We start from the raw sequence: 19,624 nt of genomic DNA on the forward strand, positions 1-19,624 counted from the left end.
TCGAAATTCATCGAGTTATTGAAGTAACTCAATTTTTTCACCTATACGGAGGAGCAGAATAGCGCCTAACCCTTTTGGGCTAAATAAAACAAACAATGACAATTCATGGTTCAGGCTGCCCGCGGCAATATGGGTTGAATCACACGAGGTAACGGAATGATCTTGATGGAATTTTTGGTGGTACTCGGCTGCTTGCTGCTGGGTACCCGCTTTGGGGGCATGGGACTCGGTCTCATCAGTGGTATCGGTCTGTTCCTGCTGACCTTCGTCTTCGGTCTGGTACCGGGCGAACCGCCGGTGCAGGTGATGCTGACTATTCTGGCGGTGATCGGTTGCGCAGCCACTCTGCAGACTGCCGGTGGCCTCAACCTGATGATGCAGGTGGCCGAGCGTCTGCTGCGCCGTCACCCGCAATACATCACAATCCTGGCACCACTCACCACCTGGACCCTCACCTTCCTGTGCGGTACCGGCCACGTGGTCTACACCATGTTCCCCATCATTTCTGACATCGCGCTGCAAAAGAACATCCGTCCCGAGCGCCCGATGGCAGTCGCCTCCGTTGCCTCCCAGATGGCCATCTGCGCCTCCCCGGTCTCCGTTGCCGTGGTCTCCATGGTCTCCATCCTGGCGGCCGGTCACGGTATCGGTCAGGCTTACGGTCTGCTCGACATTCTGATGATCGCCATCCCCTCCTCCCTTACCGGTGTGGTCATGGCAGCCCTGTGGAGCCTGCGTCGCGGCAAGGATCTGGACAAGGACGAAGAGTTCCAGGCCAAGCTCAAAGACCCGGAGCAGCGCGCCTTTATCTATGGTGGCGGTGAAACCCTGCTGGGCACCAAGTTCCCGAAAGAGGCCTACTGGTCTACCTGGATCTTCTTCGCCGCCATCGCTGCCGTAGTATTGCTCGGTGCCAACGAAGCGTTGCGACCTGTGTTCACCATCAAGGACAAAACTGGCCCGCTCTCCATGAACCTGGTGATCCAGATGATGATGCTGATCGCCGGTGCCATCATCCTGATGCGCTGCAAGGTCAAACCGGGCGAGATCGCCAACGGCGCCGTCTTCAAGGCGGGCATGGTCGCCATCTTCTCCGTATTCGGGGTGGCATGGATGAGCGAGACCTTCTTCCAGGCTCACATGCCGCTACTCAAAGAGACCCTGGCCCATGTGGTACAGGCCCAGCCCTGGACCTACGCCCTGGTGCTGTTCCTCATCTCCAAGCTGGTGAACAGCCAGGCCGCCGCCCTCACCGCCATCGCCCCCATGGGTCTGGCGCTGGGTGTCGAGCCCAAGCTGCTGATCGCCTTCCTGCCGGCGAGCTACGGTTATTTTGTGCTGCCAACCTACCCGAGCGATCTGGCCTGTATCGGTTTCGACCGCTCCGGCACTACCCGCATCGGCAAGTTCATCATCAACCACAGCTTCATCATTCCGGGGCTGATCGGGGTCATCACCTCCTGTACCCTGGGCTTTATCCTGACCAGCATCCTGCTTTAATCAACACTCGCTGTTTAATCTGGTCCACAAGCCCCCGCTCGGGGGCTTGTTCTTTTCTATTCTCCCGCATCAAATGCCCTTGTTTATCAGAGCCCTCGCGATTGCCTGAACTGCTGATACTCAACAACAAACAGCACTGATAAAAAACGGGAGGCCATAGCCTCCCGTTTGGATTTGAGCGGGCCATGACGACCCGAATAAGGGATAAACCGGCTTATTTCGCCAGCTTGCCCAGCACCCGCTGCAGCAGGCGGATGCGCGGCTCGATGCTCTCCAGCAGCAGGAATTCCGCCTCCGAGTGGAAACCGCCCCCCATGGGGCCGAAACCATCGAGGGACGGCACACCCGCGGCGGCGGTGAAGTTGGCATCCGAGCCACCACCGGCCTCCAGCCAGTTGAAGGGGATCCCCTCCTCTTTGGCTGCCGCCTCCACCAGCGCCATCAGCGCCTCGGTGTCACCGCTCGGGCGCATCGCCGGCTTGAAGGTCTGGCGATCCACCTCAACCCGACAACCGGCGAGGAAGGGGTTGTTGGCCATAAAAGTAAGCCGGTCATGTACCGCAGCGGCCTCTTCGTTGCTCCAGAAACGCAGATCGACGATCGCCTCGGCAAAGTCCGGTACCACGTTAACGCCGGTGCCCCCCTGTACCACGCCGACGTTCATGGTGGTGCCCGTGGTCATGTTGACCTGTGCGTTGATGGCCAGCACCCAGTGCGCCAGCTCGGTGATGGCAGAGATCCCTTCGGTGAGGGCTGAACCGGCATGGGACGCCTTGCCGTGGAAGGTGATGCGGTATTTGGCGTTGCCCTTGCGGGCGCTGATAAGATCCCCGCTCGGGCGCGCCGCCTCGGCCACCAGCACGCAGCCGCTCTGTTTGGCCTTCTCCACCAGCCAATCTTTCGACCAGGGGGAGCCAATCTCCTCGTCGCAGTTGTAGCAGACCAGCACCTTGAGCTTGGCCAACTGCGCTGGGTCCATCTCTTTGAGGGCATACCAGATAGAGAGCAAGCCACTCTTCATGTCTGACACGCCGGGGCCAAAGGCTTGATTGCCTTCGATTTTCAGCGGGCGCTTGGCCGCCGTCCCCTCGGGGAAGACGGTATCCATGTGGCCCACTAGCATTACGTCGTAGTGATCGGCTCCCGGCGCATTGGTTGCCTCGAGGCAGGGGCCGCACTCGGCAGCGAACTGGTGGCGGGTCACCTGCCAGCCGATGGCCTCATATTTCTCGCTCATGATGTCGGCCACTTTCGCTACCCCGGCCGGGGTGCGGGTGCCGCAATCAAGGTTGATAAGGGGAGCAAGATCCGCCAGATAGGCATCCAGGGAAAAGGTGTTGCGAGAATCTGTCATTGTCGTCTCCTGAGGCGAGAGGGTGAGCCTCCCGTCCGACGGCCAAATGAAGGGAGCGGACGACCCATGCCGTCCGCTGCCCGGTTACATAAACAGCAGATAGTTGAGGGTCAGCGCAGTCACCAGCGCCCCCGCCATCGGCACGCTGGTGCGCTTGACCACGGTAAAAGGCGATACCTTGGCGATCCCCGCACAGGCGATCAGTACCGCAGCGATGGGAGAGACGGTACGGCCAATACTGGAGGCCAACTGCATCGGCAGCAGCATGGTGACCGCCGGCACGCCAAACTTGGCCGCCACCGCCGGTGCCAGGGTCGAGAAGCTGAGGAACGCCGCATTACCGGAGCCCATGATGACCGCCGCCACCATAATGAGGCCCACCATCACCAGCGTCATCAGACCGCTGCCGATCCCGGCATTGCTGGCCGAGTGCAGCAGGGTATCGATGGCGCCGATGGCCTTGAGAGATTCGGCAAACAGCTCGGCACAGACGATGAGCGCCACTACTGGGCCAAACACCTTGCCCATGCCATCGAGGAAGCTCGACAGACCGGCAAACGCGGTACGCACCGAGCGGCTGCGCAGCAGCTCACACAACATGCCGATAAAGACCGACAGCAGCATGGCCACCTCTACGCTCATCTTGATGTCGCTCACCAGCAGTTTGGAGAAGGTCATCATCAGCACGAAGGGGATGATGGGTAGCAGACCGTACCAGGTTGGCGCGTTCAGGGTCTCGCTGCCCTGCTCGTCCAGCTCGGCATGCTCGCCACGGTGTTGGGCTGGATCCCACCCCTCCTTGCGATCGCAGTGCCGCTGCCAGAAGAAGTGCAGCACCATTGTCACCAGTAGCATGGGGGCCACCAGCCAGATCTGGTAGTCAACGAAATAGCTGGTCGGATCCATGCCGGACTGACCGGCAGAGAAGATCGCGTTGGTCTGGGTCGGGCCAATCTCGAACGCCTGGGAGGTGGCGATGACGCCACAGGCGGAGGCCGGACTGATACCGAGGTTACGCATCACCGGGTACATGGTGACCATCAACAGCAGGCCAAGGCCGGTGGCAGAGGTGACGAAGAGGGAAACGAACACCGCCACCAGATAGCAGATGGAGAGCATCAGGTAGCTGGACTGGATCCTCGCCACCGGTTTGACCGCTACCCGCACCAGCGCCTGGGAGGCACCAATATGGGACATATAGGTGGCAAAGCCGGCGACCGCCATAATGGTGAGGCCCAACCCCGCCGCGCGGTAGGAGAAGATCCCCTTGAACACCTCGAACAGGTCGAACAGGGCGAAGCCGGTGCTCTTGTCAGCGGGGAGAATGGGATGTAGCCCCAGCCAATAGGCGACGGCGAAGATGGCCATGCCCGCCAGTGCCAGCACCGCCTGCGGGTTGTAATCCTTGATAATGCCGTAGACCACGGCGACCAGAACGAGCAAGACGAATAACAGTTCCAATATTCACTCCAGATAGATTTATCGAAGAGCGAAATCTAGTGATCTGACCTCAGTTTGCCTTTGATCCCTATCAAGAAAGGTGTCATCATCGTGATTAACTAGCGCAATATGTCGATAGCGAAACACATTTCAGTCATTTCAACTACCGCAAAACCTTGATCGCCCCTTATCCGGGAATTGTGTGACGCGACTCCCCTCTTTTTTGCGTTGGATCAACATATAACAGCGCCGAAGTGGCGAAGATGCGCTTCGACATATAGCGACCATTTCGCGCCGGAGAGAGTTATGACAAGCCAAGCCACCGCAGGTGCTTCGACCTGCGACTACAAGCTGTGGGACATCCTCGTCGAGTCTGCAAAGGAACGCACTACCATTCGTTACTCCAAACTGGCCAAGCAGGCCGGGCTGGAAAAGTGCCAGGATGAACTGCGCACCCTGCTGCAACGTATCCGCATGTACTGCACCGAAAACAACCTGCCGATCCTCTCCGCCATCGTGGTGGATGACGTGGGCAAATACACTGGCCTCTCTTCCAGCCTGCCGGATGCACCCTGGGAGCGCGCCCGGGTCTTTGACCATGAGTGGTCCACCCTGCACTGATTAGGGTACCTGACGATGCCGCCCAACACGCGCCTGCGAGCGCGTGTTGGCTATCTGGCGTTTGCCCTTTCTCTTTTTCCCCTGCAATAGCCGTTGTGCTCTTGCAATAACCGCTTCCCATCGAGCCCACCTGCTACTGCGCTCATCCGCTTGAGCTCAAACATGCCGTTCAGGGGGGATCCGTGACGAGAATCCCGCTCACTCCCGACCATCGGCGTTGCCATGGGATTGCCACAATGCCAGAATCAGGCCCTTGCACTGTGTTGATTCGGATTTTCGGGACGCGGCCCACCGCCTGCGCCCACCAGAGAAGGACTCCCCATGGCCATCACCCTCTATGGCATCAAAAACTGCGAGCTGTTCTTAGTAGAAAAGCCGAGGCTAGGAGTGATTATTGCATTTATTTTTTAGGGCTTTAACGATAATGGAAATAACATATCTTGACCAAGATCTAAGCACATTCGTTCTACCTACAAACTTCGCGATCTTTGGACCAACTTTCCAATATGTTGCGATGAATACCCTACCGAGTAAATGATACTGAAGAATATGGTCACGATACCATCTCAAAAACATTACATCAGGATGATTAGGGTCATCGTATGCAACAGATGCAACGAAACATGTGGCTCCCGACTTACTTTCAATACGCATGTTACCTGCCCCAGTTTTTATATCTGAGGTAACACTCTGGCGTGTCAAGCGACCGCTTTTTTCTAACATGCTGAAAGTGTCGATATGATCTTCAGCCACTTTCTTTCCTGCAATATAATCCATATTTTGTTCACGTGATTTTGTTTCCAGCCTAAGAGCCTCTTCAGCAGCTTTTGCTAATAGGTTTTTAGTCTGCTCTTCATCAAGGCTACGAACGGCAGCATCAATAAGAGAACCAGCCCTCAAGCCATTATCATGAAGCGACTGCAATGAGTTGCTTTGTGTTTTTGAGGGGAGATTGCCATCATTGCTCATGATAGTTCCTTACGATTGCAGAAATAAACAAACTTAACCAATGGACTGACCATAGATTTAGTTAATAGCTTTATAACTTTATGTTTTCCTATGATCTTAGAAAGATGCTCACCATGGGTGTAATACCAAACTATAAAACTCCTCCCATAAGATGTATTGATCAGATGGGAGTCTCTCCAATAGCGTAGCACTTGAGTTTCCCAAGCCTGCTCACCATAACACACTGTAGCAATGAAACATTTAGATGGTGTATATGCAACTACATTAAGCTGACCTGCTGGCATAGTTACACTATAGCTTGCGGATTGAACCTGCCCGGTTGATATAGTTTTCCTCAGCAACTAAATTTCTTTTTTAGCATTGCTTTTTATCAACTCATTCTCTAGCCTTGTAGCCTGAGCTAACATAGCACGTGCGGCAGATATATCGTCATCATATAACCAAGATGCCGCCTTCATCACGTTCTCTGGGATGTGAGCCAACACGTCATCATGTGACATAGAATCTAACGCTGAATTCAATTCAGAGAACCCCAACGATGGCTCTTTTACATTAATCCTTATAGATTTGTAGGTAGTACATTTCACTTTGTGCTTGTGTATAACCTTTGATAGAAGGTCATATCTTTGATTAGCAGAAAGGTATGGTGGAACCAGTTCAACAAGCCTTTCCATTGTTTGACCAGATAGTTTTGTATTTCCACTTTTCCAAAGAGGGAAAGTTTTTCTAGCGTAACTCTCGGCAGATGAACCATACATATCACCATAATCTGAAAGCATGCTATCAAGAGCATCGGTATCAAAGTTAAAGAATGCTTGACGAATATCTGTGATAGCATCTCCAAAACATGACATCAAAACACGATATTTTGATGGCGTCTGTGACCCAAATCTTCTTCGATAACGCCAACTTCGATACCGCCCCATTACACTAATCCCTCGATAATAAAATATGTAAAATCATTAAAATTTCAGCGGGGCACAACTCAAGCAGTACAACACCCCGCGAAATACTACCAAATTACGTACAAAATCACAGCGACATACAAGTTATCCGATGGACACTCGACACGCTGATACCCAACCGCTTTGCCACTGATGCTTTAGCGATGCCTTGCGATAGAAGATGCAGCACCACGTCCCGCTTATCCATCGCTGTCGGCTTCCGGCCCTTGTAGACCCCCTTGGTCTTCGCCAAGGCGATACCTTCCGCCTGACGCTCTAGCATGATTTCCCGCTCGAACGTGGCGATGGCTCCGATCATGGTCAGCATCAGTTTGCCTGTCGGTGTGGCCGTGTCGATGCCCAGATTCTGGATCTGTAATGTTACCCCTTTGGCGTGTAACTGGTCTGTGATCTCCAGCAAGTGCCGGGTGTTCCAAACCAGCCACTCAAGCTTGGTCACTTTTATCAATTTCCGGTACTGACCAATTCAAGTACAGCTATCACAGGTAAAACCCGCGAGCCGAACCATCGGCGTTGCCATGGGATCGCCACAATGCCAGAATCAGGCCCTTGCACTGTGTTGATTCGGATTTTCGGGCACGGCCCACCGCCTGCGCCCACCAGAGAAGGACTCCCCATGGCCATCACCCTCTATGGCATCAAGAACTGCGACACCATCAAGAAAGCCCGCAAGTGGCTGGATGAGGCCGGTATCGACTACCGCTTTCACGACCACCGCGCCGACGGCCTGAACCCGGACGATCTGGACAGCTGGCTGGCACAACTCGGCTGGGAAGCGCTGCTCAACAGCCGCGGCACCACCTTCCGCGCCCTGCCGGACGAGGCCAAACAGGGGCTCGACACCGCCAAGGCGCGCGCCCTGCTGCTGGAACACCCGGCGATGATCAAGCGCCCGCTGCTGGATCGTGACGGCGAACTGACCCTGGGTTTCAAGGCTGATCACTACCAATCCCTCTTCTCCCGTTAAGGACAACTAAGGACAACTGATGTCGGATGTCATCGCACTGGCCAAGGAGCTGATCCGCCGCCCCTCCGTTACCCCCCTCGATGAAGGGTGCCAGACCCTGATGGCGGAGCGCCTCGCCAGGATCGGATTCGTTATCGAGCCCATGGTGTTTGAGGACACCACCAACCTCTGGGCCCGCCGTGGCAGCGAGGGGCCACTGTTCTGCTTCGCCGGCCACACCGACGTGGTGCCCGCCGGGCCGCTGGACAAATGGCACACCCCGCCGTTCGAGCCGACCATCAAGGATGGTGTGCTCTACGGGCGCGGCGCCGCCGACATGAAGGGCTCGCTGGCTTCCATGGTGGTGGCGGTCGAGCGCTTCGTGGCCGAACATCCGGATCACACCGGGTCCATCGCCTTTCTCATCACCTCCGATGAGGAGGGACCCTTTATCAATGGCACCACCCGGGTGATCGACACCCTGGAGGCCCGCAACGAGAAGATCCGCTGGTGCATCGTCGGCGAGCCCTCCTCCACCGCCGTGGTCGGGGATGTGGTGAAGAATGGCCGCCGCGGCTCCATCACCGGCGATCTGCTGGTACGCGGGGTGCAGGGCCATGTGGCTTATCCCCATCTGGCGGATAACCCCATTCACAAAGCCGCGCCAGCGCTGGCGGAACTCGCTGCCACCGAGTGGGATGAGGGTAACGCCTACTTCCCCCCCACCAGCTTCCAGATCGCCAACATATCGGCCGGCACCGGTGCATCCAACGTCATTCCGGGCGAGTTGCAGGTGCAGTTCAACTTCCGCTTCAGCACCGAACTGACCGACATGGATATCCGTGAGCGGGTCGAAGCGCTGCTGGATAAACATCGCCTCGATTATCAGCTGAGCTGGACCCTCTCCGGCCAGCCATTCCTCACCGACACCGGCGCGCTGCTCGATGCGGCTGTGGCGGCCATCGAGGCGGTCAATGGCCAGCAGCCAGCCCTGCTCACCACCGGCGGCACCTCCGACGGGCGCTTTATCGCCCCCACTGGCGCCGAGGTGATTGAACTTGGCCCCGTCAACGCCACCATTCACAAGGTGAACGAGTGCGTGAAGGAGGACGATCTGGATCTGCTGGCGGACATGTACCAAGGGGTGCTGGAGAGATTGCTAGCATGACGCAGGAGCAACTGCTGGGGCTCGATGAGAGCCACCTAATTCTGGTGGGGCGCGGCCCCCATCGGCTGACTGCCGCCACCGCGGCGGCCTTCAACGACATGCAGGTGGCGGCCGCCTATGAGGGGTTCAACCTGCAGGCAGCCTCCAGCTGGCGCAGCTTCGAGCGCCAGCTCGCCATCTGGAATGGCAAGTGGCGCGGCGAGCGGCCGCTGCTCGATGCCAACAGCCAGCCCATCGATGCCCTGCAACTGGGCGAGACAGAGCGGCTGCACGCCATCCTGCGCTGGAGCGCCCTGCCAGGCACCAGCCGGCACCACTGGGGGACCGATCTCGACATCTACGACCCCGACTGTCTGCCCGCCGATACCAAACTGGCGCTGGAGCCGTGGGAGTATGAAGCCGGGGGCTGGTTTGCAGACCTCAGCGAATGGCTCAGCGACCATATGAGCGACTTTGGCTTCTTCCTCCCTTATGCCAAACCGGTCGGGGCCGCGATCGGGGTCGCCTACGAGCCCTGGCATATCAGCTTCTCGCTGGAGTCTGACGAGCTGCGACTCGATCCCGCGGCACTGGCGCTGTGCCTGCAACAGGCGGATATTGAAGGCAAGTCGACCATATTGGCCAACCTTGATGACATCTTGACCCGTTATGTCACCACCTCTCCTGACGAAAGGACAATCCCATGAATCTCTGGCTCTGGATAGGGTTGCCGCTGCTCTTCCTGCTCGGGCTGTTTCTCAATGCCATCAAAGACATGAAACGACTGGAAAAGGAGCTGCCCAAGTACAAGGACAAGATCCGCGAAGTGAAGGATGACGAGGACGACTGACATCCCGCCTCCTCCCGTGGGGAGCACCCTTGTGCTCCCCTTGACTGACGCCGTGTCACTCCTCCTCCCACCGCCTCCCTGCCAATCCTTAAATCAACGCTCCTTTGACTCTGTTTTCGTTAGCCCCGTCACGCGCAACCATGCGGGGAAAAGGGATTAAAAATGTAAGAAAGTGCAAATTGATGCACAAATAAGCCACACAAGGGGGGCTTAACTGCATATAATGCGCCTACTTTGCAGATTGCCGGGAAGGAGTTCGCCCTTGGATGCCGCTACCATCAACAGTTTCTTTTTTGTCGCTGCCCTGTTGGTGGGGGCCAGCGTACTGCTCAGCACCCTCTCTTCCCGCCTCGGTATCCCTATTCTGCTTATCTTCCTCGCCGTCGGCATGCTGGCCGGTGAGGATGGCCCCGGTGGCATTCACTTTGCCGACTACTCCGTTGCCTATCTGGTGGGTAACCTGGCGCTGGCCATCATTCTGCTCGACGGCGGCATGCGCACCCGGGTCTCTTCGTTTCGGGTTGCACTCTGGCCTGCCTTGTCGCTGGCGACGGTCGGGGTGGCCATCACTACCGCTCTGACCGGCCTCGCCGCCGCCTGGCTGTTTGACCTCAACCTGCTGCAGGGGATGCTGATCGGGGCTATCGTCGGCTCCACCGATGCGGCGGCGGTCTTCTCCCTGCTCGGTGGACGCAGCCTCAACGAACGGGTGAGCGCCACTCTGGAGATAGAGTCAGGCAGCAACGACCCCATGGCGGTGTTTCTCACCGTTACCCTGATCGAGGTGCTCGCCACCGCCCAGCAGGGGCTGGATGGGGGCTTTCTGCTGTTGCAACTGCTCAAGCAATTCGGCCTTGGTGCAGCAATTGGCCTCGGCGGCGGTTGGTTACTGTGGAAGCTTATCAACAGTGCGCGGCTGGCTCCCGGTCTCTATCCGCTGCTCACCGTCAGCGGCGGCCTGCTCATTTTTGCCCTCACCACGGCGGTCGGTGGCAGCGGCATTCTTGCCATCTATCTTACCGGTCTGTTGCTCGGCAACCTCGCCCTGCGCAGCCGCAGTACCACCTTGTCGGTACTGGATGGCCTGACCTGGCTCAGCCAAATCGGCATGTTTCTGGTGCTGGGGCTGCTCGCCACCCCCAGCAATCTGCTACCCATCGCCCTGCCCGCGCTGGCACTGGCGATGTGGATGATCCTGTTCGCTCGCCCCATTTCGGTCTGGATCGGGCTGCTGCCATTCAAAAACTTCGCGCCGCGCGAGCGCTGGTTTATCTCCTGGGTTGGCCTGCGTGGCGCCGTGCCGATCATTCTGGCGGTGTTCCCCATGATGGCGGGGCTACCCAACGCCCAGCTCTACTTCAACGTCGCCTTCTTTGTGGTGCTGGTCTCGCTGATTTTGCAGGGCAGCTCGCTGCCGCTGGCATCAAAACTGGCACGGGTGGAAGTACCGGCACCACCGTCCCCCATCAACCGTTCAGGGCTCGAGATCGATCTCGACAGCCAATGGGAGACTTTCGTCTACCAGCTGGGGGCGGAGAAGTGGTGCATCGGTTCACCGCTGCGGGATCTCAAGATGCCCGACGGTACCCGGGTATGCGCCCTGTTTCGCGGCCGCGAGCTGCTCCACCCCTCGGGCAGTACCTGTCTGCAGGCCGATGACATCCTCTGCGTGATCGGTCATGAACGGGACCTCCCCGCCCTTGGCCAGCTGTTCAGTCAGGCGCCGGAGCAAGACCTCGGCCCCCGCTTCTTCGGTGATTTTCTGCTGGAGGCGGCAGCGCGGCTGGTCGACCTCGCCCCCCTCTACGGGCTGGATGTGAGCGAGGTAGCGGATCAGACACTGGGCGATTTTATTGCCAACCAGTTAGGCGATAATCTGGTGGTCGGTGACAACATCGAATGGCAGGGCCTGATCTGGACCGTGGCCGAAATGGACGAAAGCGTGCCGAGCAAGATTGGGGTGCGCTTTCAGGAAGAGGACCCGGTCTGATTCATCAGACCACCACACGTCCCCAAGCAAGAAGGGAGAGTGTTATGCCATATCAGAGTTTGTTGTCAGGCCAGCTGCCCCCCGCTGCCAATCTGGGGGTCATTGAAGGCTTTTTTGGCAAGGGATGGAGCTGGCAGGCCCGTACCCGCTATGCCCAGTGGCTGCCGCGCCACGGTTACGGCTTCTATATCTACGCCCCGAAAGAGGATGGCTATCTGCGCAAGCACTGGGCCCTCCCCTGGCCCGAACAGCAGTTGGCCGATCTCGCCGAGCTGGCGCGCCAGTGCCGCGCCAATGGCCTCGCCTTCGGGGTGGGCTTGAGCCCCATGGGGGCGCATCACGACTATGAGCGGCAGCGCCCGGCACTGCTTGAAAAAGTGCGTCTTATCGACGAGGCGCTGCAGCCCGATATTCTGGCGGTACTGTTCGATGACATGAAGGGGGATACCCCGGATCTGGCCCATCACCAGCTCACCATCGCCCACGATATCGCGGCTCACAGCAAGGCGAGCCGCCTCCTCTTCTGCCCCAGCTACTACTCGACCGATCCGGTGCTGGAGAAGGTGTTTGGTACCATGCCCCCCCGCTATCTCACGGATCTTGGCGCGCAGCTCGACCGCCGCTTCGAGATCTTCTGGACCGGCCCCAAGGTCTGCTCGACCGAATATCCGGCGGTACATCTCAAGCAGGTGGCCGAACTGCTCGGCCGCAAGCCCTTCCTGTGGGACAACTACCCGGTCAACGATGGCAGCAAGGCGAGCAGCTACCTGCACCTGCGCGCCTTCGAGAATCGCCCTGCCGAGCTGGCGGAGCTGGTATCCGGCCACGCGGTCAACCCGATGAAGCAGGCGGCGCTCTCCGCCCTGCCGCTGGCCACCCTGCCGATGAGCTACCGGCTCGGCAAACAGTATGATCCCGATCAGGCGCTGCACGCCGCCCTTAATGCCACCTGCGGCCCACAGATCTCGGCGATGATCGAGGCTGACCTGCCGCTGTTGCAGGATCTGGGGCTGGCCCAGCTCATCCCAGAGCAGATTGCCGCCCTCAAGGCGCGCTATCTGCCGTTTCGCGACCAATCCTGCGTCGACGAAATCGTGCGCTGGCTGAATGGCGAATATGTATTCGACCCCGACTGTCTGACTGATTGATTGAATCGCCAGGCGGGGAGCGTTAGAGTCTGTCTCGGCTGGCGTGATGGACGCAGCCCGGACCCAAGCTGGTCGTGCAATAGCCCTGACAGGCTGGTTTCAAGGGAGCTGGTATGGATACACATCTGCTTTACCAGAATCTGGCGGTGATCGGCGCCTTCTTGCTGATCTACAGCCTGATCGCGGGGCGCTTCGAATCAAAACTGGTCAACGGCCCCCTGCTGTTTCTGCTGACCGGCTGGCTGCTGGGGCCTGGCGGACTGGAGCTGCTCTCCCTCTCCATCGACAGCGCCGGCATCAAGCTGCTGGCCGAGCTGACCCTGGTTATCGTGCTGTTCAACGATGCCGCCAACACCAACTGGCAGGTGCTGCTGGCCAACAGGCAGCTCCCGATCCGGCTGCTACTGATTGGCCTGCCCCTCACCTTGGCCTGTGGCGCCCTGTTTGGTCACTGGCTCTTCCCCGACCTGCCGCTGCTGGAGATGGCTATCCTCGCCACCATTCTTGCCCCCACTGATGCGGCGCTCGGCAAGGCTGTGGTGAGCAACCCCGCTGTACCGGCACCACTACGAGAGGGGCTCAATCAGGAGAGCGGCCTCAACGATGGCATCTGTGTGCCGGTGCTGCTTCTGCTGCTGGCCCTTATCGCCCCCACCGAGCAACACACCGGCACCGCTACCCTTGCCCTCACCCTGATGCTGGAGGAGATCGGCATTGGTCTGCTGGTCGCCTTTGTGCTGACCAGCCTCACCATCCGGCTGCTGAAGATCTCCTATCTCAACGGCTGGCAACTGCCGCTCTGGCGTCAGCTCACCATGCCGGGGCTGGCGTTGCTCTGCTTTGCCCTGGCCCAGACCCTGGGTGGCAGCGGCTTTATCGCTGCTTTTGTCGGCGGTCTCTTTATCGGCCACCGGCTCGGCGAGCACAAGCACGCCTATATGAATAGCTGCGAAGGCTATGGCGACCTGCTCTCGGTGGTGATCTGGATGGTGTTTGGCGCGACCCTGATGCCCATCCTGCCGGAGCTGCTGCACTGGCAATACTGGCTCTATGCCGCCGCCAGCCTCACCCTGTTGCGGATGGTGCCAGTCTGGCTCAGCCTCATGGGTACCGGCCTCAAGCCTGAGCTCAAGCTCTTTATCGGCTGGTTCGGGCCGCGGGGTCTGGCCAGTATCGTCTTTGCGGTGATGGTGCTGCAAAACGAACCGGCGCTGAGCGGCCAGCGTCCCATCATCGCCACCGTACTCTGCACCATCATATTGAGCGTCATCCTGCACGGTCTCACCGCCAACCCCTGGGTCGAACGTTTTAAACCCCGCTGAGCCAAGCCGCACCCATAAAAATGCCACCGACCGGTGGCATTTTTCTTGTCTGGTGCGGGTCACTGACGGCTTTTAACCGAGCGCCAGCCAGACCCCCACCCCCAGCATCAGAGTCCCGGCGATGCGGTTCATCAGGGCAACATTGCCACTTTTGGCAAGGAAGTGACGCAGAGTACGGCCACCACTGGCATAGAGCAGCAGGCAGGAGAATTCGATAAACAAAATCAGCAGCACCAGCGCGGAGATCTGCGGCGCCATCGGCTTGCTGGCCGAAATAAACGGTGGCAACAGCGAGACCATAAAGGCCCACCCCTTGGGGTTGGCAATGGCGGTCACAAAGCCCTGCACCGCCAGCCCCATGGCACTGGTCTGCTGACTGGCCGAGAGATCCGCCACAATGGCCATCTTCCCCTTGGCCTGCCACATCTGAATGCCGAGCCACACCAGATAGGCGCCCCCCACATATTTGAAGGCGGCAAAGATCCCCGGATAGTTGAGCATGATGGTGGCTACCCCGATCACCGACAGTACCGAGACCAACCCGACCCCGATAAGCTCCCCCCACATCATATGGAGGGTACGGCGCACCCCCAGGCTCATTCCCAGGGTCATCGACAGGGTCATGCACATGCCGGGGGTCACCGAGACAAAGAAAAAGGTCGGGATAAACAGAGCCAGAATGGCCGGATCGATCCAGCTTGACACAACACACCTCCATGGCAATGGCAGATAACAACGCAACCGGAACACACAGATAACAGCACACCGCTGCAATTGGGCAAGACTCCGGGGGATGGCAATCTTGCCTTGCCAACCCAGTAACGACAAGCGAAAACATTCCCAAGCTTCAAGTCGCATCGCCGGGCTAAAGCGACACATTATGCCAACCGACCTGCTCACCGCCCACCCGACCATTACCTACTCACGCCCTCCGGACCTTAGGTACCGCAAAAAAGGGGAAGATTGATGCGAAGTCGCTGTTTTAAACGCCATTTTTTGGCCGTTGGTGCCATAAGGGGCTGGGCTACCCTGTCAAATATCGGTATGGTAGAGGCACGTCACTTCCCCTCACGTGAGCACACCATGAGCCTGAGATTCAAGAAACCCGCTTTTATCGCCCTGGGGCTCATCGCCCTTATTTCCGCCGCCTGGCTCGACTACTACCTGCCGGAGCACACCATCGCCACCATCACCGGGGTCGAGGTGAAGCGTACCGACAAGGATGGCCCCATCAGCCAGAAAAACCCGGCTGACGGCCCCACCACCGACGTCTATTACATCTACACCGAGCGCCCCGGCGAGAAGATCCGGGTGTTTCGCAATGAAGATACCGAGTGGGGCTGGCCCTTCTACTTCAAGTTCAACGCCGCCGACGTCCAAGCCAAGGCCAAGTCCATGGAGTTCGAGAAACGCCTGGCCATCATTACTTCCTACGGCTGGCGCGTGAACATGTTCTCCATGTTCCCCAACGTCACCAAGATTGAGAGCACAGAGCCTGACGCCTCCACCTGGAGCTTCTTCCGCTGGTTCTGGTTCGGCCTCTGGGCCCTGGTGATGGGCAAGGCAGCCATTGCGACCTGGCGCTACTTCGATCGTCTTGAGGACGAGATATGAGCGAGCCGAGCAAGACCCGCACCAGCTTCTACCGGCGGCTCTACGTGGCCTGGCTGATCAGCCAGGGCACGGATACGGTACCTGCCATCATGGAGGCGACCGGCATGCCGCGCCGCACCGCGCAAGATACCCTGAGCGCGCTGGCCGAGCTCGACATCAGCTGCGCCTTCGAGCAGACCGAGGGGGCTCGCCACCTGCAGGGACACTACCGCATCAGCGACTGGGGGCCCATCAACCCGACCTGGATCAAGGCACAGCTGCCGCTTATCAAAGCGGCGCTGAGCTATCCCTGATCCGGGAACCGCTCTGCAATCACACTCTGCTTTAAACTAAAGAGGGGCCAGCCGGCAAGGCTGGCCCCTCTATTTCAGACCGATAGCATGACAGGTTGCCCTACTCAGGCATGACCGAATCCTCAAGCTCCCCGTCAGACTCGCCGCGGGTGCAGTCGATGATGGAGCGCTTGGGGTTGTTGGGATCGCGCAAAAGCAGAGGGGCTGAGCCCTCGTTGTGCATCTGCTCGTCGCTAAACTCGCTGCCGTAGGCGTTATGGGTCAACCGGCGGGCGTTGGCGATGGGGGTATCGACAAACAGGGCATGCACTTCGAAGCTTGCGGCAGGCACGATAAAGCCGACCACCGGCAGGCCGTGCAGCTCCTCGTGCACCTTGTACCAGGCAAAGCCGTCGCTCACCTTGTAGGGGGTGTAATTAGCCAGCTGCAGATTGGCTGGCCGCCCCGTCTCACCATCGATGTAAAGATCGTTAAAATCGCAAGTCGCCAGCCCCTGCCACATCCGCTCAAATGGCGTCGCGCACCCCGTCAGTTGCAACCCGGCCAGCAGCACCAAGCCTCTCTTCCACATTCCCCGCCCCTTCTTGCCAAAATGAATCGGCGATCAGTCAAAGGCCCGCAGCCGCGTCACCAGCAGTTCTATAAAGCCCGGACGATCCAACCCCAACAATACCAGCGCATTGGCTGGCTTGCCGGTCAGACCATAACGGTCCACCACCGTCATCCCCACGGTATGCTCGCCACTGGTTTCGATATCGACCCGGCACTCGACCCCGTGGAACAGCTCGGGCGCCAGCAACCAGGCAATGGTACAGGGGTCGTGCAGTGGTGCACCAGCAAATCCCCACTTGGGATCCCGATGGTAGATCATGAAAAAGTCGAGCAGCCCGGCCACGCACTGGGCCACCGGATTGGTGATGGCGCGCACCCGTTCGATATCCTCATCCATCACCTGCGCCTCGTGGGTCACATCAAGGCCACACATGGTGATGGGGATGCCCGACTTGAACACCATATCGGCCGCTTGTGGGTCCACATAAATATTGAATTCCGCAGCCGGGGTCCAGTTGCCGGCCCCTGCGGCGCCCCCCATCAGCACGATACGAGCGATCTTGAGTTTGAGCTCGGGGTGGGCCGCCAGCAGCAGGGCGATATTGGTGAGCGGGCCGGTCGGCACCAGAGTCACCGGCTCCGGGCTCTCGCGCAGGCACTTGGCCATCAGCTCAAGGGCCGTCATGGCTTGCGGTGCAAAGGCGGGATCCGGCAGTGTGGGGCCATCGAGGCCCGACTCGCCATGGACGTTGTCGGCGATAATCAGCTCGCGGGCCAGCGGTTTCGGCGCCCCTGCCGCCACCGGAATATCGTCCCGCCCCAGCAGGGTGAGGATGCGCAGGGCATTGTTGAGGGTCTTGTCCGGTGTCTGGTTGCCCGCGCTGGTGGTGACCGCCAGCACCTTCAGTTCAGGGCTGGCCAGCGCCAGAATCAGGGCGATGGCGTCGTCGTGGCCGGGATCACAATCGAGAATAACGGGCAGTACCATGGGATGACTCCTTACAACATAACAGGGAGCCATACCTTAACAAGCAAGTGTCGGATGAACTCGGGAGGGGGTCACAAAACGGCGCCTTGTTGCTGACCAGGGCGGTTTGCACTTTATACCGTCTCGCTCAACGCGGCTCATTATCAAGAGGTTGCATGGCGTCATCCCGTTCATTTTCCGAGGCTGCGCACCGCCCATTAGCCCGGTCGCGCCGGTTCGGGTATGATCGCCCCCCGTTTTCTGCCCGTGCGTCCTATGTCTGTTATCGTCGACACCTTTATCGCCCCGCCCTGCAGTGCCGCCATCGAGATCCTGTTTGAGGATGATCACCTGTTGCTTATCAACAAGCCGAGCGGCCTGCTGAGTCTGTCGGGCAAGAACCCGCAGAACCTCGACTCGGTTCACTATCGCTTGGTGCAGGATTACCCCGGCTGCACCCTGGTCCATCGCCTCGATTTTGGTACCTCGGGCATCATGGTGGTGGCCAAAAACAAGACCATCAATGCCCTGCTCTGCCAGCAGTTCAGCCAGCGGGCGGTGAGCAAGGCCTACAGCGCCCTGCTGTGCGGTCATCTGGCTAGTGATGAAGGGCTTATCGATGCCCCCATCGCCAAGGATCCGGCCATTTTCCCGCTGATGAAGATCTGCGCCACCAGCGGCAAACCCGCCCGCTCCCGCTATCAGGTGATTGAGCGGCTGGAACCGCTGATGCAGGGACAGACCGTGCCTTTGACCCGGGTACGACTGGTGCCACAGACCGGCCGCACCCATCAGCTGCGCATCCACAGCCAGCTGCTGGGCCACCCCATTCTCGGCTGCGATCTCTATGGTGGCTTGCTGCCACCCGGCTGCGAACAGGCACCACGGCTGATGCTGCATGCCAGCGAGCTGGATTTTGCTCATCCGGTGAGCGGCGAGCCGATGCAGATCCGCTGTGCCGCGCCTTTTTAGGAGCAATCAGTAGAGGCCGTCAGTAGATGGCAATAGACGCGAGTGCGGCGGGAATAGAGAAAGGCGTGACGCGAGAAGAAAAGGGACAAACGGCGGATAAAGATAGGGGCCGCGCTTTCGCAACGGCCCCCACCCCCCACTCTTAGTGGTGCTATCAGATCAGCTTGCGGGCAGCGCCCAGTACGATCTTGATGGCATCAGATTCGGTCTTCGCCATGGTCTCGGCGTTCGGGATCTCTTGCTGGGTACGGTTGACGATAACGCCAGCCACCATACCGGCACGCAGGCCCTGGCTGGAGCACATGGTCAGCAGGGTTGCGGACTCCATCTCATAGTTCAGCACGCCCATGGCTTGCCACTCTTTCATGGAACCCTGGAAACGGCTCACTACGCGGCCGGATACGGTGTCGTAACGCTCCTGACCCGGGTAGAAGGTGTCAGATGAGGCAGTCACACCGATATGCAGCTTGGAGCCCATCTCTTTGGCGGTGTTGACCAGCGCGGTGGTGCAGTCGAAGTCGGCAACCGCCGGGAACTCCATGGGTGCAAAGTGCAGGCTGGCACCGTCGAGGCGCACGGAACCGGTGGTCACGATCACATCACCCACGTTCAGGTGCGGCTGGATGGCGCCGGTGGTGCCGATACGCAGGAAAGTGTTGATACCCAGCTGGGCCAGCTCTTCTACCGCGATGGAGGTGGACGGGCCACCGATACCGGTAGAGCAGATGATCACGGCCTTGCCGTCCATCTCGCCGCGCCAGGTAGTGAATTCACGATGGCTGGCCAGGTGCACCGGGTTATCCAACAGCTCTGCGATACGCTTCACGCGCTCGGGGTCACCGGGGACGATCGCCAGGGTGGCGCCTTGCAGATCCGCTTTCTTCAAACCCAAGTGAAATACATCAGACATAGTGGACTCCTGGTTGCCCCCTGCCAGCATGGTCAGGGCGCAAGTTAAGATGATTCTTTATGGT

Annotated in this window: 22 protein-coding genes; 12 read left to right on the plus strand and 10 right to left on the minus strand. The window is 58.9% G+C overall.

Annotated features, from left to right (window positions below):
- Positions 1 to 156: 156 nt before the first annotated feature.
- Entirely contained in the window at positions 157 to 1,500 is a 1,344-nt protein-coding gene (locus BN1117_RS03110) for an anaerobic C4-dicarboxylate transporter (RefSeq protein WP_040094798.1), read from the plus strand.
- Positions 1,501 to 1,714: 214 nt separating this feature from the next.
- Here BN1117_RS03110 and BN1117_RS03115 read toward each other — a convergent pair whose 3' ends face one another.
- Together BN1117_RS03115 and dcuC are read right to left on the minus strand one after the other, a co-directional pair.
- Entirely contained in the window at positions 1,715 to 2,854 is a 1,140-nt protein-coding gene (locus BN1117_RS03115; RefSeq protein WP_040094799.1) for a M20 family metallopeptidase, read from the minus strand.
- Between the two features lie 84 nt (positions 2,855 to 2,938).
- The gene (dcuC, locus tag BN1117_RS03120; protein ID WP_040094800.1) at positions 2,939 to 4,315 is read right to left on the minus strand and encodes a C4-dicarboxylate transporter DcuC; all 1,377 of its coding nucleotides are present in this window, start codon (positions 4,313 to 4,315) and stop codon (positions 2,939 to 2,941) included.
- A 285-nt stretch (positions 4,316 to 4,600) separates the two neighbouring features.
- On the opposite strand from dcuC, the gene BN1117_RS03125 reads away from it, so the two are divergent.
- Complete coding sequence (locus BN1117_RS03125) at positions 4,601 to 4,915, plus strand: hypothetical protein (protein ID WP_040094801.1); 315 nt, start codon at positions 4,601 to 4,603, stop codon at positions 4,913 to 4,915.
- Between the two features lie 381 nt (positions 4,916 to 5,296).
- On the opposite strand, the gene BN1117_RS03130 is transcribed toward BN1117_RS03125, so the two are convergent.
- From BN1117_RS03130 to BN1117_RS03145, 4 genes are all read right to left on the minus strand, one after another.
- On the minus strand, positions 5,297 to 5,884 hold the full coding sequence (locus BN1117_RS03130; protein ID WP_040094802.1) for a CFI-box-CTERM domain-containing protein: 588 nt from the start codon (positions 5,882 to 5,884) through the stop codon (positions 5,297 to 5,299).
- Positions 5,881 to 6,168, minus strand: a complete 288-nt coding sequence (locus BN1117_RS20010; RefSeq protein ID WP_425283247.1) for a CFI-box-CTERM domain-containing protein — start codon at positions 6,166 to 6,168, stop codon at positions 5,881 to 5,883. The genes BN1117_RS03130 and BN1117_RS20010 overlap by 4 nt, the downstream gene beginning before the upstream one ends.
- A 57-nt stretch (positions 6,169 to 6,225) precedes the next feature.
- Positions 6,226 to 6,810 (minus strand): hypothetical protein, encoded by a 585-nt coding sequence (locus BN1117_RS19325; RefSeq protein ID WP_156129853.1) that lies wholly within the window; start codon positions 6,808 to 6,810, stop codon positions 6,226 to 6,228.
- Positions 6,811 to 6,916: 106 nt separating this feature from the next.
- On the minus strand, positions 6,917 to 7,288 hold the full coding sequence (locus BN1117_RS03145; RefSeq protein ID WP_052441401.1) for a recombinase family protein: 372 nt from the start codon (positions 7,286 to 7,288) through the stop codon (positions 6,917 to 6,919).
- 177 nt (positions 7,289 to 7,465) lie between these two features.
- Here BN1117_RS03145 and BN1117_RS03150 point away from each other — a divergent pair, with 177 nt between their 5' ends.
- The 7 genes from BN1117_RS03150 (at position 7,466) to BN1117_RS03175 (ending at position 14,252) form a co-directional block, all read left to right on the plus strand.
- Positions 7,466 to 7,816, plus strand: coding sequence for an ArsC family reductase (locus BN1117_RS03150; RefSeq protein WP_005344356.1), 351 nt, complete (start codon positions 7,466 to 7,468; stop codon positions 7,814 to 7,816).
- A gap of 19 nt (positions 7,817 to 7,835) precedes the next feature.
- Positions 7,836 to 8,963 (plus strand): succinyl-diaminopimelate desuccinylase, encoded by a 1,128-nt coding sequence (gene dapE / locus BN1117_RS03155; protein ID WP_040094805.1) that lies wholly within the window; start codon positions 7,836 to 7,838, stop codon positions 8,961 to 8,963.
- Complete coding sequence (locus BN1117_RS03160; protein ID WP_040094806.1) at positions 8,960 to 9,649, plus strand: M15 family metallopeptidase; 690 nt, start codon at positions 8,960 to 8,962, stop codon at positions 9,647 to 9,649. Before dapE ends, BN1117_RS03160 begins: the two co-directional genes overlap by 4 nt.
- Positions 9,646 to 9,792 (plus strand): hypothetical protein, encoded by a 147-nt coding sequence (locus BN1117_RS19330; protein ID WP_156129854.1) that lies wholly within the window; start codon positions 9,646 to 9,648, stop codon positions 9,790 to 9,792. The genes BN1117_RS03160 and BN1117_RS19330 overlap by 4 nt, the downstream gene beginning before the upstream one ends.
- 262 nt (positions 9,793 to 10,054) lie before the next feature.
- Positions 10,055 to 11,782: a potassium/proton antiporter gene (locus BN1117_RS03165; RefSeq protein WP_040094807.1), complete on the plus strand. Its 1,728-nt coding sequence runs from the start codon at positions 10,055 to 10,057 to the stop codon at positions 11,780 to 11,782.
- 44 nt (positions 11,783 to 11,826) lie between these two features.
- Positions 11,827 to 12,930, plus strand: coding sequence for a beta-N-acetylglucosaminidase domain-containing protein (locus tag BN1117_RS03170; RefSeq protein ID WP_040094808.1), 1,104 nt, complete (start codon positions 11,827 to 11,829; stop codon positions 12,928 to 12,930).
- A gap of 113 nt (positions 12,931 to 13,043) precedes the next feature.
- The gene (locus BN1117_RS03175) at positions 13,044 to 14,252 is read left to right on the plus strand and encodes a cation:proton antiporter (protein WP_040094809.1); all 1,209 of its coding nucleotides are present in this window, start codon (positions 13,044 to 13,046) and stop codon (positions 14,250 to 14,252) included.
- A 72-nt stretch (positions 14,253 to 14,324) separates the two neighbouring features.
- Here BN1117_RS03175 and BN1117_RS03180 read toward each other — a convergent pair whose 3' ends face one another.
- A complete protein-coding gene (locus BN1117_RS03180) occupies positions 14,325 to 14,957 on the minus strand; it encodes a LysE family translocator (RefSeq protein ID WP_040094810.1) in 633 nt (210 codons plus the stop codon).
- Between the two features lie 378 nt (positions 14,958 to 15,335).
- Here BN1117_RS03180 and BN1117_RS03185 point away from each other — a divergent pair, with 378 nt between their 5' ends.
- Both BN1117_RS03185 and BN1117_RS03190 read left to right on the plus strand, forming a co-directional pair.
- Positions 15,336 to 15,866, plus strand: a complete 531-nt coding sequence (locus BN1117_RS03185; RefSeq protein WP_005337948.1) for a DUF1523 family protein — start codon at positions 15,336 to 15,338, stop codon at positions 15,864 to 15,866.
- Positions 15,863 to 16,159: a winged helix-turn-helix domain-containing protein gene (locus tag BN1117_RS03190; protein ID WP_040094811.1), complete on the plus strand. Its 297-nt coding sequence runs from the start codon at positions 15,863 to 15,865 to the stop codon at positions 16,157 to 16,159. The genes BN1117_RS03185 and BN1117_RS03190 overlap by 4 nt, the downstream gene beginning before the upstream one ends.
- A 100-nt stretch (positions 16,160 to 16,259) precedes the next feature.
- Here the strand turns inward: BN1117_RS03190 and BN1117_RS03195 are convergent, their stop codons facing one another.
- Together BN1117_RS03195 and rihA are read right to left on the minus strand one after the other, a co-directional pair.
- A complete protein-coding gene (locus BN1117_RS03195) occupies positions 16,260 to 16,730 on the minus strand; it encodes a hypothetical protein (RefSeq protein ID WP_040094812.1) in 471 nt (156 codons plus the stop codon).
- Positions 16,731 to 16,763: 33 nt separating this feature from the next.
- Entirely contained in the window at positions 16,764 to 17,699 is a 936-nt protein-coding gene (gene rihA, locus BN1117_RS03200; RefSeq protein WP_040094813.1) for a pyrimidine-specific ribonucleoside hydrolase RihA, read from the minus strand.
- A gap of 255 nt (positions 17,700 to 17,954) precedes the next feature.
- Between rihA and BN1117_RS03205 the strand changes: the two genes are divergently transcribed.
- A complete protein-coding gene (locus BN1117_RS03205; protein WP_156129858.1) occupies positions 17,955 to 18,650 on the plus strand; it encodes an RluA family pseudouridine synthase in 696 nt (231 codons plus the stop codon).
- Between the two features lie 154 nt (positions 18,651 to 18,804).
- Here BN1117_RS03205 and udp read toward each other — a convergent pair whose 3' ends face one another.
- The gene (gene udp / locus BN1117_RS03210; RefSeq protein WP_005344336.1) at positions 18,805 to 19,560 is read right to left on the minus strand and encodes a uridine phosphorylase; all 756 of its coding nucleotides are present in this window, start codon (positions 19,558 to 19,560) and stop codon (positions 18,805 to 18,807) included.
- Positions 19,561 to 19,624: the final 64 nt, after the last annotated feature.

The organism is Aeromonas australiensis (assembly GCF_000819725.1).
GTDB lineage: Bacteria > Pseudomonadota > Gammaproteobacteria > Enterobacterales > Aeromonadaceae > Aeromonas > Aeromonas australiensis.

What these genes read in the sequence shown, in the direction of transcription:
- BN1117_RS20010 (WP_425283247.1), bottom strand. Translation starts at nt 6,168, where the DNA reads ATGCCAGCAGGTCAGCTTAATGTAGTTGCATATACACCATCTAAATGT.
- BN1117_RS03160 (WP_040094806.1), top strand. Translation starts at nt 8,960, where the DNA reads ATGACGCAGGAGCAACTGCTGGGGCTCGATGAGAGCCACCTAATTCTG.
- BN1117_RS03190 (WP_040094811.1), top strand. Translation starts at nt 15,863, where the DNA reads ATGAGCGAGCCGAGCAAGACCCGCACCAGCTTCTACCGGCGGCTCTAC.
- BN1117_RS19330 (WP_156129854.1), top strand. Translation starts at nt 9,646, where the DNA reads ATGAATCTCTGGCTCTGGATAGGGTTGCCGCTGCTCTTCCTGCTCGGG.
- BN1117_RS03175 (WP_040094809.1), top strand. Translation starts at nt 13,044, where the DNA reads ATGGATACACATCTGCTTTACCAGAATCTGGCGGTGATCGGCGCCTTC.
- BN1117_RS03195 (WP_040094812.1), bottom strand. Translation starts at nt 16,730, where the DNA reads ATGTGGAAGAGAGGCTTGGTGCTGCTGGCCGGGTTGCAACTGACGGGG.
- rihA (WP_040094813.1), bottom strand. Translation starts at nt 17,699, where the DNA reads ATGGTACTGCCCGTTATTCTCGATTGTGATCCCGGCCACGACGACGCC.
- dapE (WP_040094805.1), top strand. Translation starts at nt 7,836, where the DNA reads ATGTCGGATGTCATCGCACTGGCCAAGGAGCTGATCCGCCGCCCCTCC.
- BN1117_RS03130 (WP_040094802.1), bottom strand. Translation starts at nt 5,884, where the DNA reads ATGAGCAATGATGGCAATCTCCCCTCAAAAACACAAAGCAACTCATTG.
- udp (WP_005344336.1), bottom strand. Translation starts at nt 19,560, where the DNA reads ATGTCTGATGTATTTCACTTGGGTTTGAAGAAAGCGGATCTGCAAGGC.
- BN1117_RS03150 (WP_005344356.1), top strand. Translation starts at nt 7,466, where the DNA reads ATGGCCATCACCCTCTATGGCATCAAGAACTGCGACACCATCAAGAAA.
- BN1117_RS03125 (WP_040094801.1), top strand. Translation starts at nt 4,601, where the DNA reads ATGACAAGCCAAGCCACCGCAGGTGCTTCGACCTGCGACTACAAGCTG.
- BN1117_RS03170 (WP_040094808.1), top strand. Translation starts at nt 11,827, where the DNA reads ATGCCATATCAGAGTTTGTTGTCAGGCCAGCTGCCCCCCGCTGCCAAT.
- BN1117_RS19325 (WP_156129853.1), bottom strand. Translation starts at nt 6,810, where the DNA reads ATGGGGCGGTATCGAAGTTGGCGTTATCGAAGAAGATTTGGGTCACAG.
- BN1117_RS03115 (WP_040094799.1), bottom strand. Translation starts at nt 2,854, where the DNA reads ATGACAGATTCTCGCAACACCTTTTCCCTGGATGCCTATCTGGCGGAT.
- BN1117_RS03110 (WP_040094798.1), top strand. Translation starts at nt 157, where the DNA reads ATGATCTTGATGGAATTTTTGGTGGTACTCGGCTGCTTGCTGCTGGGT.
- BN1117_RS03205 (WP_156129858.1), top strand. Translation starts at nt 17,955, where the DNA reads ATGTCTGTTATCGTCGACACCTTTATCGCCCCGCCCTGCAGTGCCGCC.
- BN1117_RS03185 (WP_005337948.1), top strand. Translation starts at nt 15,336, where the DNA reads ATGAGCCTGAGATTCAAGAAACCCGCTTTTATCGCCCTGGGGCTCATC.